Below are 13620 nucleotides of genomic sequence, written 5' to 3'. Positions count from 1 at the left end.
GTTGCTACCCCACATATAAGAAAAAAGCCGTTAAGATAGCTTTGCAGCATACTTAACGACTTCCTTTCCATCAGCTTATAGCCCGCATTTTAATTGCGCTCCGCAATTCGTGCAAGTATTGCATCCGCCCATTTCCTGGACTTCACCTTTACGGCAGACCGGGCAAGTGTTACCCACTTCCGATCCAATTGTAACATTCGTCGAACGAAGTTCATTTATCGTATCGACCAATACAACTTTTTTCTTAACTTCAACATCTGTCAATTCATCCATTTCAAGCTGCTCGTCCATTTGGTTCTCTTCCGCTTTGAGCGTAAGGACCTGACTGTCACGGCTGCCATCCACATATACAGTACCGCCTTTTGCTCCGCCTTTGTATAGACGTTCATATACTTTTTCAACTTGTTCGACCGTATATCCTTTTGGAGCATTTACTGTCTTACTGATCGAGCTGTCAATCCAGCGCTGAATGATGCATTGAACATCAGCATGTGCTTCCGGAGCTAATTCCATAGCGGAAATGAACCATTTTGGAAGCTCTTCTGTATCGGCTTCCGGATGACGGTCCAAGTATTCCTGTACAATGTCAGCCTTCACTTCAATGAATTTACCCAGACGGCCGCTGCGGAAATACGTGAAGGAGAAATATGGTTCAAGACCAGTTGATACCCCAACCATCGTTCCTGTGCTTCCTGTAGGAGCCACTGTCAATAAATGAGAGTTACGGATACCATGTGCAGCAACACTTTCCCTGATATCTTCCGGCATTTTTTCCATAAATCCGGTTTGGGTGAAACGTGTTCTAAGCTCATTGGTTTCTTTGTCCGTTGACCCGATCAGGAACGGGAAACTGCCTTTTTCTTTAGCGAGTTCCACGGAAGCCCTGTAAGCTGTAGTCGCAATCGTTTCAAACACCTTGTCAACAAGGATATTTCCTTCTTCAGAACCATATTCCGTTTCACAGTAGATCAACAGGTCATGCAGACCCATTACACCAAGTCCAACCCGTCGCTCGCCAAGTGCCTGCTTTTTGTTTTCATCCAAGAAATAAGGAGTTGCGTCAATGACATTGTCCTGCATACGCACACCGACTTCGACGGTTTGCTTAAGTTTCTCGAAATTAACCGTTTTGCTATCTTTATCAGCCATTTCAGCCAGATTGACTGCCGCAAGGTTACATACTGAATATGGGGCCAATGGCTGTTCGCCACAAGGGTTCGTGGCAACGACCTGCTGACCGTATGCCTTGGCATTCGTCATTTCATTAGCATTATCGATAAAGAAAATTCCTGGTTCAGCAGAATATGTCGCACAAATGTTTATTAAGTTCCAAAGCTCTTTAGCTCGGATTTTACGGTAAACACGGACTTTGTGACCCATTTTCTCCCACTCACGAACATCACCGACTTTATGCCATTCTTCATTGTAAATGGCCATTTCTTCGGCATTATAGCTTTCTACATCAGGAAAACGCAATTCGTATTCCGCATCTTGTTCCGCCGCTTCCATAAATTCCTTAGTCAGGCAAATAGAGATATTGGCTCCAGTCAGAAAATCCGAATTATGGACACTGTACGTTCCACCTGTACGGATCTTTTCTTCTGCATCCCTAATGATTTTCTCACTGAATCCACCTAGGCCAGGAATCTGCTTATAATTGATGATCCCTTGATACATAGCCGTTTCCTGTTCCGTGTGCGGCGTGAATTTCAATTTATCCGTCGCATATTTCTTAATGGCTTCATCTTTAGTGTTTTCCACTAGGTAACGCAGAATCCTTGGATTTTGCATTTTGGAAATGATGAACTCCGCAATATCAGGGTGCCAATCAGCAAGCATGATCATTTGCGCGCCGCGTCTGCTACCGCCCTGTTCAACAAGATGCGTCAGTTTCGCAATATCGTCAAGCCACGATACCGACCCCGAGGATTTTCCATTCACCCCTTTTGCCAGAGTGTTTCTTGGACGCAATGTCGATCCGTTCGTACCCACTCCGCCGCCGCGGCTCATGATCTCCATCACTTGTTTCCTATGTTCTGAGATCCCTTCACGTGAATCCGGTACGAATGGCATCACATAGCAGTTGAAATAAGTAACGTCCGTATTGGAACCTGCACCGTATAATACTCGTCCAGCCGGGACAAAATTAAGGTTCTTTAATTCTTCATAGAATTTATTGAACCATTCCGTTCTTTTTTCTTCCGTGGTTTCCACCGATGCCAAGCCCGTTGCATTACGTTTCGCAATTTGTTCATAGTATATTTCAAGCGGCTTTTCGATAATATCCAACGGACGGTTTACAATCCCCGTCTCCACTTCTTCCGGATTATCCAATACGCCACGGAATTCTTCATCCACCAATACCTTGGCTTTTTTCGTTTCCCAATCAATTTCAACGATGTACCCGAGACCCCTTGCCGGGAATTTCGGATCTTCCTTAATCGTCAACACGACGAAATCGCCTGCCGAGAGTGTGATTTTTTCAGTATCCTTAAAAGAATAGCGGTCAAGCATGACTAGACGGGACACTCCCTTATGCGCCATTTTCATATCAGCAGTTACAGGGTGAACCTGGGGAAATAAAGAAATATCCTTATTCAACCTTTCTAGATCAACCTTTAAAGCTTCTTTTATTACAACCGACATAATTCCCTCTCCTTTATATGTTTCAAGATCCGTTCTTGCTGCCGCAAAAATCCTTATGTAGCCTTACATGTCCGTTTCGCTTAACAAGTACCCTAAATTTATCATAGCGAAACTCAAAAATCAATATATAGTGTCGCATTAAATATTTCAACTACTACATATTGTGTTTGTTTTGAATAACTTTTTATTTTGTCAAACGATAAATCAATTAATATAGTTAGCAAAAGGGAGGAAAATGTCGATTTACAATAATTTTTCATCAGATTTCAATTAATTTGGACCTTGCTTTTTCCCCATCCCTTTTAGGGCTTATCCCTGCAAGGGATGTGTTATTTGGTCAAACAAATCTGAAAAAACTTTTTTATTAATCACTCTAATTATCCCACTTCGTCTATCTCATGAAATTCCATTCATCGCTTTCATATTTGCTTTCTGCAATGGCCTTCACTTCCAGCAATTGCTTTTCAGTTAGGACGTATGGCTCTAACTCGATCGAAAGTCCTTCGGCAAAACCTTTTTCAAAAGCTTCTTTCGCTTCAGGGATGGTAATCTTTCTCCCGGCAATGTCATTTATGGCCACAGCTTTATTTTTCAGGTTTTTTTGCATTCTCTCTTTAACCCTGTCATTTGAGAATTTAAATACGCTAAAGAGCTTATCATCATCAAGTTCAAGCAAAATGGACCCGTGCTGAAGGATGACGCCTTTTTGCCTGGTTTGAGCGCTGCCAGCAACCTTCCTGCCCTCGACGACCAGTTCATACCAGCTTGGAGCATCAAAACAGACGGAAGACCTGGGCGATTTTAAAGCCGCTTTTTCCTGATCGGTTCGAGGCACGGCAAAATAAGCATCCAATCCCAGATTCCTGAATCCCATTAATATTCCTTCAGAAATGACACGATATGCTTCAGTAACGGTAGTTGGCATTCCCGGATAGGATTCTGGAACGATTACGCTATAAGTCAATTCATGCTCGTGCAGTACCGCTCGTCCTCCTGTTGGCCTGCGAACAAAACCAAGGCCCTGCCTTTTGACCTCTTCCAAATCAATTTCCGCTTCAGCCTTTTGAAAATAACCAATCGACAATGTCGCTGGATCCCAGCCGTAAAAGCGTATGATTGGCGGAATTTCCCCTTTGCTTTGCCAGTTTAACAGTGCTTCGTCCAACGCCATATTAAAAGCCGGTGAACAAAACCCCGAATCTATAAAACCCCATTTATCTTTAGTCATCCTTACCCCTCGTTTCAATAGACTGTTTTTCAATCCCCCACAAAAAACTCACATGTAGTAGTTTAACAGACTTTAACACTCTAAAAAAGAAAGTGCTATCAAGTCGATGAAGAATTTGATGAAAATTCTTTTTGATTATTGGGTAAAGCAATTATATAATAAAGATTGTCTGTATTCGTTAAGGTAGAAGGGAGTTTTTATGTTTGGAAATATTATATACACTGCTCATCATCTTAGGAGTGGTTATTGCGTATTCACTTTTTAATTGGTACCGCCAGCGTAAAATCGTTAAAACATTAACACAGGACGAATTTATCGCTAACTACAGAAAAGTGCAGCTAATCGATGTGCGGGAACCGAATGATTTCGATAATGGTCATATCTTAGGCGCAAGAAACATCCCTATGACTCAAATGAAAACGCGCTTGGTCGAAATTAGGCCGGACAAGCCTGTATATTTGTACGCTCAAAGCGAAATCATCAGCGGAAGAGCTGCAGCCATGCTATACAAAAAGGGCTACAGGGAACTTTTTCACCTAAAGGGCGGTTTCAAGATGTGGACCGGGAAAATCAAAGCAAAGAAATAAGACCCATCTCCGCATGGGCTCTTTTACATTAAAAAGCCTTCTTGTGCATCATGCGGGCTCTAGAAAATGAAAGTTAACTGTTGGACTTTAATGAATTCTTACATAAACATGAAAAATCCCCGCCGGCAGGCAGGGATTTTTTCGTGTAAGCTATCAGTCTAGGCTTGATAGCGCAGAACAGGTTTTCTTGCAGCAAGAGTTTCATCAAGCCGCTTTATAACGGTTGTATGCGGAGCTTCCTGAACGATTTCAGGGGTTTCTTCCGCTTCCTTGGCAATCTGGATCATCGCATCGATGAACGCATCCAGCGTTTCTTTTGACTCGGTTTCAGTCGGTTCTATCATCATTCCTTCTTCCACGTTTAACGGGAAGTAAATGGTTGGAGGATGGTACCCGAAATCCAGCAATCTTTTGGCTATATCGAGAGTCCTTACCCCTAATTTCTTTTGACGGCGTCCGCTTAATACGAATTCATGTTTACAATGACGATTATATGGTAAATCAAAATAAGGTTCCAACCTACGCATCATATAATTGGCATTGATGACCGCATTCTCAGTGACGGCTTTAAGGCCATCAGGACCCATTGACCGAATGTACGTATATGCCCTCACGTTTATCCCGAAATTACCATAATAAGGTTTTACCCTACCAATGGATTGCGGGCGATCATAATCAAGAACGAATTGCTCACCTTGTTTGACCACAAGCGGTTTAGGCAAGTAAGGAATCAAGTCCGACTTCACCCCTACAGGACCAGAACCCGGGCCGCCGCCGCCATGCGGGCCTGTGAATGTTTTATGGAGATTTAAGTGAACCACATCAAAGCCCATATCACCCGGGCGTGCTTTTGATAGGACTGCATTCAGATTGGCTCCATCATAATAAAGTTTCCCACCTGCGTCATGGACAAGTTGTGCCATTTCCAAAATGTTTTCTTCAAACAATCCCAATGTATTGGGGTTCGTCAGCATCAAGGCAGCCGTATCCGGTCCGACAACACGCTTTAAATCTTCCAGGTCGACCAACCCATTTTCATCCGACTTCACTGTAATCGTTTCAAGTCCGGCAACAGTTGCAGAGGCAGGATTCGTACCGTGTGCAGAATCAGGTACAATCACTTTAGTCCGTTCTGTATCGCCATTCGCTTCGTGAAAAGCGCGAATCATCATCAATCCAGTCCACTCACCGTGAGCACCTGCTGCAGGCTGTAATGTCACTTGGTCCATCCCGGTGATTTCCGTTAAGTGTTCCTGCAAATCAAATAATAGTCCCAATGCTCCCTGAACAGTAGCCGGATCCTGATATGGATGGATATGGGCAAAACCGTTGAAGCGTGCCACATTTTCATTTATCTTCGGATTATATTTCATCGTGCATGAACCCAGCGGGTAAAAACCCGAATCCACCCCATGATTCCGTTTGGAAAGTGCTGTATAATGACGCATGATATCCAGTTCGGACACCTCAGGAAGCTCTGCCTCTTCTTCACGGATGTAGTCGGCAGGAAGAATTTCTTCGAGCGGAATAGTTGCAACATCCATTTCTGGCAGACTGTATCCGATTCGACCGGAAGTACTGATTTCAAAAATGAGTGATTGATCTTGATTATTCATGTTGATCCCCCAATTCCTGCGCAAGTGCATCGATTTCTTCTTTTGTTCTAAGTTCAGTTACCGCCACCAGCATATGGTCTTTCAGCTCAGGATAAACCGTCCCTAAATCGAAGCCGCCGATCATCCCTTTTTCAAAAAGGTTTTTATTGATTTCTGAAAACGAAGCAGGCAGTTTAATGACAAATTCATTAAACGAAGGACCGTCGAATATCACTTCCACCCCTTTTGCCATAATTGCTTTTTTCGCATAATGCGCTTTTTGAATATTTTGCACGGCCATTTCTTTGACACCTTTTTTGCCAAGCGCGGTCATTGCAACAGAGGCTGCCAAGGCATTCAAAGCTTGATTGGAACAAATGTTGGATGTGGCTTTGTCACGGCGAATGTGCTGTTCACGAGCTTGAAGCGTCAGTACAAACCCTCTTTTTCCATTTTCATCCACCGTTTGACCGACGAGTCGGCCCGGAACTTTCCGAACAAGTTTATTAGTAACGGCAAAATAGCCACAATGAGGTCCCCCAAATGCCGCTGGAATGCCGAATGGCTGGGCATCCCCCGTTACGATATCTGCACCGAGTGCACCAGGGGATGTCAAAGCTCCCAATGCAAGCGGGTTACTGGAAACGATAAACATGGACTTGACTCCATGAATGATTTCCTCCATTTCTTTCAATGGCTCGATGCGGCCAAAAAAGTTCGGATATTGCACGATCACTCCTGCAATGTCATCATTCGCCAATTCCCTTAAAGCAGCTAAGTCCGTCACACCGTCTTTATAAGGAATTTCGACCACTTCCACGCGTTGCCCTTTCGCATATGTCTTCACAACTTCTCTTGATTCAGGATGAACGGTCCCTGAAATGAGAATCTTCTTGCGTCGTGTCTGGCCTGAAGCAAGCATGGCTGCTTCAGCTAGCGCCGTCCCGCCGTCATACATGGAAGAGTTAGCTACATCCATGCCCGTCAATTCACATATCATCGTTTGATATTCAAAGATCGCCTGAAGCTCGCCCTGTGAAATTTCAGGCTGATAAGGTGTATAAGCCGTATAAAACTCAGAACGGGATAAAACATGATCGACGATGACCGGTGCGTAATGGTCATAGACACCCGCACCAAGGAAGGAAGCATAGTTTTTAAGGTCCGCATTCTTGGCAGCAAGCCTTGATAATTCTTTCATCAATGCAGGTTCCGATTTAGCAGGCTTGATATCGTATTCTCCTTGAAAACGAACGCTTTCAGGGATATCATTAAAAAGTTCTTGAACAGTAGATACCCCTATCACTTCCAGCATTTCTTGTTTATCTTGCTCTGTCATGGGTAAATAACGATGTTTCATCTAATGACCATTCCCCTCTATTTACGTGGTTTTTTATAAAAAGGTGTTTGTATTATAACGGCTTTCAAACGTTTGGAACGGATTTCCACTTCGACTTCCGCATCCAGCACCGAAAATTCCTTATCGATAAGTACCAATCCCACGTTTTTCTTCAACGTTGGTGATTGTGTACCGGTCGTGACTTCGCCAATGACTTTATCACCGCTGTAGACCTTATACCCATGACGTGGAATGCCACGGTCAATCATTTCAATTCCCACAAGCTTGCGGGGAGCTCCTTTCTCCTTTTGCTCAGCAAGAACGGCTTTCCCGAAAAAATCCATTTCCTTATCCACTTTCACTGCAAAACCAATACCGGCTTCCATCGGAGTGATGTCCGCTGAAAGCTCCTGCCCATACAGCGGCAGTTTCGCTTCAAAACGCAAAGTATCACGAGCACCTAAACCAATCGGCTGAGCCCCCTCTTCCTTTCCGGCTTCCATAATCGCCTTCCAAAGGGCAGGGCCATTTTCACTGTCGCTATATATCTCAAAACCATCTTCACCAGTGTATCCAGTACGGGATACCAACGTGGAGATACCGTTAATCAGGACATTTTCCTTGAACTTGAAAAATCCAATTTCACTTAAGTCAGTATTTCCCGATAGTTTTTGTAATATCTTTTCTGCAGATGGCCCTTGAAGTGCCAGCTGTGTATAGTCACTCGATACATTCGAAATTTGGACATCTTCCGTTAAATTAGCTTGCAGCCAATTGAAATCCTTTTCTGTATTCGCTGCATTGACCACGAGCAGATAGTCGTCCTCAGCCCTTTTATACACGATAAGATCATCAACCGTGCCTCCGTTTTCATAACACATGGCGGTATATTGTGCACCGCCCTGTTGCAGCTTTGATATATCATTAGTCAGCATCTTCTGTAAAAAGGCACGGCTCCCAGGACCCTTAACATCGACTTCCCCCATATGGGAAACATCGAATAACCCCGCTTTTGTACGTACGGCTTCATGTTCGTCCTTTATACCAGAAAATTGGACAGGAAGTTCCCAGCCGCCAAAATCAATCGTTTTACCTCCGTATTCACGATAAACCTCAAATAGTGGTGTTCTTTTTAAATTGGTCAAAAAATGACCTCCTTCAGATTTTTTTAAAAATAATTGGCTTCATTATCAAAAGCTTCTTGTCATTACGCTTCAGGTATATCCTGATTCATGATGTGAAAAAAGCACAAAAAAGGACAGAGAAAGCCCGTTTGAGCTTTTTCTCTGTCCTGAAACCTGAAAGTTTACCTATGTAATAGGTTTTCCCCTTTGGTGGCCGTCCCAAACGGGCGGCGCTCTCCAGAGTTGCGTCCAATAAGAGTTCTTTTGCCTGAGAGATTCACTGCTAAGTTTGCTCCTTCGGCGCTACATCCGTAGTCTCTCCCCTTATCTTCACCCGCATATGAATGGTCTGCCAATGAAAGGAAGCGAAATAGCCCCAAGCATCGGTAAAACCTTTGAGCATCATGGAATGCATTCTCTGCCAATTCTCCTAAAACTTCAGAAACCGTTTGAGTGATCTCCTTCAGTAATCTTGGATAAATCAGGAGCCTATAGCCCATACTAAGAAAACGCGAACTGCAAAATCGATGTACAAAGATTCTTTGTAGCGTTTGGAAATTGGAATTTTCTAAATATACTTATATCCTACCCTAAGAAACTTATCTCTGCAATATCTTTTGAAGAGAAATATTTTTCTTATTTCACATACGAAATGTTCGGGTTTTGACCTTTTATTAAGGAAATTATGATTTAAGAAGGAGTTATTTCTATGAAAATCAATATATCCTTCAATTCTGAATGGAATGACGAGTTTCTGCAAAAAATGGAAAACGACGGTCCATGGGGAAATTGGGAGCTTTATAAGTTGGCGGTTCAAATGGAGGAAAACCTTATCATCCCTGATTTTGAAGGTTTACAGGCGCCCAAGCACCTTCCGCAGTTAACCCCGCTTCCCCATCAATTGGAAGCAGCCAAGCAAGTGGTGGAAAAGATGAATGGAAAGGCAATTTTAGCTGATGAGGTGGGGCTCGGAAAAACAATTGAAGCAGGCTTGATCCTAAAAGAGTATATGATTAGGGGGCTTGTAAAAAAAGTATTGATCCTTGTTCCAGCCTCCCTTGTCACACAATGGGCTTTTGAATTGAATACCAAGTTTCATATACCGGCAGTCGTTCAGAGAAAAAGTTATGTTTGGGACTCCTGTGATGTGGTCATTTCATCCATTGATACAGCGAAACGCGCTCCACATCGAGATATCATTTTCACTCAGGAATATGACTTCATCATTATTGATGAAGCTCATAAACTTAAAAACAATAAGACGAAGAACTATGAATTCGTCCAAAATCTGAAAAAGAAATTTTGTTTACTCCTGACAGCCACTCCGATTCAAAATAAAGTCGAGGAGATTTTTCACCTCGTTTCGTTATTGAAACCGGGCCACTTGGGAAATGCCTCACTCTTTTCGGAAAAGTATAAAGGGAAAGGCCGGAACATCATTGAAGATGAACACCTAAAGGAACTGGTCAATACTGTCATGATTCGAAACCGGCGGGCCGATACTGGCATTGAATGGACAAAACGGCATGTGGAAACCATCACCATTGAATTTTCTCCAACGGAACAGGCATTGTACGATGCTGTTTCCAAATTCAAGCCTATTTCGGATGGATCAAAAGGAAGCGCCTTTTCGGCTCTCACTCTCCAAAGGGAAGCATGCAGCAGCAGAGAGGCGGTCTTTTATACTTTAAAGAATATGAAAGAAAAATATGATCAGCCTTCCCCTGACTTTTTGGCAAAGCTTGATGATTTATTTTCTAAAGTGAATGAAACAGTTCAGAACTCCAAGGCTGAAAAAGCCTTGGAACTGATCAAGAAAATTGATGACAAAGTGATCATCTTTACCGAATACCGGGCGACTCAGCTATATCTCCAATGGTACCTACAGCAGAATGGGATTTCTTCGGTTCCTTTCCGAGGCGGTTTTAAGCGCGGAAAGAAAGACTGGATGCGAGAATTATTCCAAAAGAATATACAGGTATTAATTGCAACAGAAGCTGGCGGGGAAGGGATAAACCTTCAGTTTTGCCATCACTTGATTAATTTTGACCTGCCATGGAACCCCATGAGGCTCGAACAGAGAATTGGACGGATTCACCGCCTTGGTCAGGAAGAAGATGTGATGATTTATAACTTTGCCACGAAAAATACAGTAGAAGAACATATTCTGAATTTACTATACGAAAAAATAAATTTATTTGAAAAAGTAATTGGAGAATTGGATGATATTCTAACCAAACTGGATATCAATAACATTGAAGAATATTTAATCGATGTGGTTGGCGAGTCCAAAACAGAGGGCGAAATGAAAATCAAAATGGATAATTTTTCATCATTAATCCAATTCGCTCAATCAATGAAGGAAGGTGAGGTTCATGCAGCAACGGGAAATTCATGATTTTTTAATAACTTACTTTAAAGCCAACGATTGCGAAATACTGGATAATGCACCAACCCACCTTACAGTCCAATTGACGATTGATATGGATAAAGAATTAATGAATAGACCCTTTTATTGGCATTATCTAGAAAAAACAGGTGGCGTTCCGAACCCGGCACGGATGACTTTCATTACCGATCCAGAACAAGCTCCATCCGATTTAAAGGGGGAAATGATTCATTTTGGCTCCCCACGCCTTCACCAGATCATTCAATCAACCAAAAAGCTGGCAGGGTATACTAGACTTTTTGAGGATACTCCTCCATCAAAAGGCGGCGGGAATAATCCTTTGTTTCCTTGGCTGACCCTGAATGTGAAAATATCCTATCAATGCGACCGTAAAAAAGATACTTTCATGTCGATCGGATTGAATTTAATCTCGGGTGAAATCATGGAAGGGTTTCACCGTCGGGTTTTACCGGTAAAGGTCACCCCAAAAATACCGGATTACTCCTTTACGCTTTCACCTTTGATCATGCCCAAGAGTGGATTGGCAAGGCTGGATACATACATCAGGACCAGTTTCGAGGATGATGACCATTCCTGGGCGGAGGAAGCAATGCTGCGCTGGCAGAATGATTTGAATTTATTGGAGCATTTTTACAAGGATATGGACGAAAAAAGTGAGAGTTATTATACCGAGAAAGAAGCACTAAAAGCTCAATATGAACCCACCATCAGAATATCGATCATTAACGGAGGATTATTTTACCTTTCCAATAGGGCGTTGGGATAAGTCAAGAACGAAAAGAAACAGATGTCCTAAGTTCAGGACATCTGTTTCACTTTTTGATATTTTTCCTTACGAACATCGACAAAGCAAAAGGGACAATGCCAAACCAATGGGACATACCATGATTTTTATCCTCTTTTCTGTGACGGCGCTTTTCTTTTCGTTCTTTTTTCGTCAGATTAAAATACTCGACAAGCTGCTGCGTCAGATATTTAATATAAGCGTTTGTAGACATATAAAATCATCACCCTATGCAAAGTATGTCCGGTTTACGCTCCTTTTATTCCTCCGCTTATTCCCTGAACACGTGAACCTGTCGTGTTCCGTTTTAAAAGAGTGTTGATTTTGTGTATTAAACAGCCTGCTTTTCCAACCATTCTTTCACTTTCCCCGCTTCTATATCGTATTGAATGATGACCCTGCCCTCGCGATCATTTTTTGTCGTGGAAGAAAACTCGATATATACGTAAGGACCTTCTTGTTTCATCAAGGAATACCGCACCACACCATTGGGATATGTAATTTCCCCCTGGATGATTTTTGGGATCTCTTCGCCCCATTCTGCCGTCACGTCCTTGATGGCTAGATGGACAAGATGGTCGGCCACAAGCGATTCTTCCACTTCTTTATAGAACCTTTTATCAATGATAAACTGGTCTATCATCAGTATCGTGAACATGATGAAAACACTTGCTACAATCATAACCATCGGGAAAACGACTCCTTTTTGATTATTCATCGACTTTCGTAACATTCCTAATGAAAGGGTGAAATCTTCGACTGAAAGTAGTCCCTGCTTTATCCGTTATATTTATAACAATGACACCGCCATCCTTCTCAACCCGGAATTCCGAAATATTCTGCAAGATGACCTCATGCCCCATTCCATTCACTCGTCTTCGAACCTTATCTTCATATTGTTCAAACGATGACAATTGATCACCTGAAAGCAAATATAATTTATTTCCCATTACATCCTGATCTTTGGAACTCCGGACCTCCTGCTTCATTTGCATGGTAAAGACCTCCCATTCTTTAGGATGCAATTTATCAACGGACCCCATCTGGGTGTGAATGATAGAAAAAAGCTGTAGAACAAAAAGGGACGTCGTCATTAAAATCATTAATGAAAAAAGCATTTCGATCATCGTAAAGCCATCATTTTTTCGCAGCATCACAAATGGATTCCAGATTACCCGATTCATCTTCATAACGTACACACCCTTCAATCATTCCAGGGAAATCCCCATGGTCCTTCCAAACCAACTCATAGGATCTTTTTTTGTAAATGATTTCCTGACTAACTGCTTGTATCTCCCCATCCATGAACGCCGTCAATCTTTCATATAATAAATGGTGGGCTTCTGTCCTTACGGCAATACCTTTCCGATGCATCAATAATTCTTCAAGAATTGGTAAAATGGCAAGGACCAGGAATATACAAATGGCAAATGCGGCTATCAGCTCAAGGTAGACGTAACCTTTACAATTTCTCAATCCTGAACCTCCCTTTACCGATATTGAGGATCAGCTTGTACTTTCCCTTTGAGGTGTCAATCATAAGCGTTCCGGCTTTTGAAGCATTTCCATACTGATTAAAATGAAAGCTGAACCCCAAAGTGCCACTTAAAAACTGTATATCCTCTGGTATGCTTCTCTCTAGAACGATTCCCTCCTTATAAGACGAAACGGTATAAACCTTTTTGGTATTATCAATATGGAGGTAAATCAAGCTCTCATGACTGATGGCATACTGTTGTGCATAGAAAAGATCTTCATGGAATTGAGATAGGAATAGCCTATTTTCCATTCCTTTAGTGAAGCTAGGATATAGATTAGGTCCGATGGAAATCAGGAGTACAAAAATAACGAGGACAATGAGGGTTTCAGATAGTGTATACCCCCCATTGGAATGCCGTATTTTCACT

The 13620-nt window shown here is 42.4% G+C and carries 13 protein-coding genes and 2 riboswitches; of the genes, 3 read left to right on the top strand and 10 right to left on the bottom strand.

Translation table 11 applies throughout. The features are described from left to right. Positions 1 to 75 precede the first annotated feature (75 nt). Together BW986_RS04235 and BW986_RS04230 are read right to left on the bottom strand one after the other, a co-directional pair. A complete protein-coding gene (locus BW986_RS04235) occupies positions 76 to 2646 on the bottom strand; it encodes a vitamin B12-dependent ribonucleotide reductase (RefSeq protein ID WP_076365387.1) in 2571 nt (856 codons plus the stop codon). 391 nt (positions 2647 to 3037) lie between these two features. Next, on the bottom strand, positions 3038 to 3874 hold the full coding sequence (locus tag BW986_RS04230) for a lipoate--protein ligase family protein (RefSeq protein WP_076365385.1): 837 nt from the start codon (positions 3872 to 3874) through the stop codon (positions 3038 to 3040). A 203-nt stretch (positions 3875 to 4077) separates the two neighbouring features. Between BW986_RS04230 and BW986_RS04225 the strand changes: the two genes are divergently transcribed. After that, entirely contained in the window at positions 4078 to 4461 is a 384-nt protein-coding gene (locus BW986_RS04225; RefSeq protein ID WP_076365383.1) for a rhodanese-like domain-containing protein, read from the top strand. Positions 4462 to 4619: 158 nt separating this feature from the next. Here BW986_RS04225 and gcvPB read toward each other — a convergent pair whose 3' ends face one another. From gcvPB to gcvT, 3 genes are read right to left on the bottom strand one after another with little or no spacing between them, the layout of a single operon-like run. Then, on the bottom strand, positions 4620 to 6077 hold the full coding sequence (gcvPB, locus tag BW986_RS04220) for an aminomethyl-transferring glycine dehydrogenase subunit GcvPB (protein ID WP_076365381.1): 1458 nt from the start codon (positions 6075 to 6077) through the stop codon (positions 4620 to 4622). Beyond that, on the bottom strand, positions 6070 to 7416 hold the full coding sequence (gene gcvPA, locus BW986_RS04215; protein ID WP_076365379.1) for an aminomethyl-transferring glycine dehydrogenase subunit GcvPA: 1347 nt from the start codon (positions 7414 to 7416) through the stop codon (positions 6070 to 6072). The genes gcvPB and gcvPA overlap by 8 nt, the downstream gene beginning before the upstream one ends. A 17-nt stretch (positions 7417 to 7433) precedes the next feature. Then, the gene (gene gcvT, locus BW986_RS04210; protein WP_076365377.1) at positions 7434 to 8540 is read right to left on the bottom strand and encodes a glycine cleavage system aminomethyltransferase GcvT; all 1107 of its coding nucleotides are present in this window, start codon (positions 8538 to 8540) and stop codon (positions 7434 to 7436) included. A gap of 139 nt (positions 8541 to 8679) precedes the next feature. Next, positions 8680 to 8762: riboswitch (glycine riboswitch) on the bottom strand. A gap of 3 nt (positions 8763 to 8765) precedes the next feature. After that, positions 8766 to 8853, bottom strand: a riboswitch (glycine riboswitch). A 375-nt stretch (positions 8854 to 9228) separates the two neighbouring features. Between gcvT and BW986_RS04205 the strand changes: the two genes are divergently transcribed. Next, positions 9229 to 10917, top strand: coding sequence for a DEAD/DEAH box helicase (locus tag BW986_RS04205; protein WP_076365375.1), 1689 nt, complete (start codon positions 9229 to 9231; stop codon positions 10915 to 10917). Beyond that, positions 10895 to 11695, top strand: coding sequence for a YqhG family protein (locus tag BW986_RS04200; RefSeq protein ID WP_076365373.1), 801 nt, complete (start codon positions 10895 to 10897; stop codon positions 11693 to 11695). Before BW986_RS04205 ends, BW986_RS04200 begins: the two co-directional genes overlap by 23 nt. A gap of 46 nt (positions 11696 to 11741) precedes the next feature. On the opposite strand, the gene BW986_RS04195 is transcribed toward BW986_RS04200, so the two are convergent. The 5 genes from BW986_RS04195 to comGD all read right to left on the bottom strand — a co-directional run bounded on the left by BW986_RS04195 (position 11742) and on the right by comGD (position 13619). Beyond that, on the bottom strand, positions 11742 to 11927 hold the full coding sequence (locus BW986_RS04195) for a YqzE family protein (protein WP_063233067.1): 186 nt from the start codon (positions 11925 to 11927) through the stop codon (positions 11742 to 11744). Positions 11928 to 12044: 117 nt separating this feature from the next. Next, a complete protein-coding gene (gene comGG / locus BW986_RS04190) occupies positions 12045 to 12401 on the bottom strand; it encodes a competence type IV pilus minor pilin ComGG (protein ID WP_179085999.1) in 357 nt (118 codons plus the stop codon). A gap of 22 nt (positions 12402 to 12423) precedes the next feature. Beyond that, the gene (comGF, locus tag BW986_RS04185) at positions 12424 to 12903 is read right to left on the bottom strand and encodes a competence type IV pilus minor pilin ComGF (RefSeq protein WP_081395492.1); all 480 of its coding nucleotides are present in this window, start codon (positions 12901 to 12903) and stop codon (positions 12424 to 12426) included. Beyond that, complete coding sequence (locus BW986_RS04180) at positions 12851 to 13189, bottom strand: hypothetical protein (protein WP_076365367.1); 339 nt, start codon at positions 13187 to 13189, stop codon at positions 12851 to 12853. Before BW986_RS04180 ends, comGF begins: the two co-directional genes overlap by 53 nt. Then, a complete protein-coding gene (gene comGD, locus BW986_RS04175; protein ID WP_076365365.1) occupies positions 13176 to 13619 on the bottom strand; it encodes a competence type IV pilus minor pilin ComGD in 444 nt (147 codons plus the stop codon). The genes BW986_RS04180 and comGD overlap by 14 nt, the downstream gene beginning before the upstream one ends. Between the last annotated feature and the right edge of the window lies 1 nt (position 13620).

Origin of the sequence: Peribacillus simplex (assembly GCF_900156045.1) — a bacterium.
GTDB classification, from domain to species: domain Bacteria; phylum Bacillota; class Bacilli; order Bacillales; family DSM-1321; genus Peribacillus; species Peribacillus simplex_D.
This window is presented reverse-complemented; position numbering and strand designations above follow the sequence as displayed.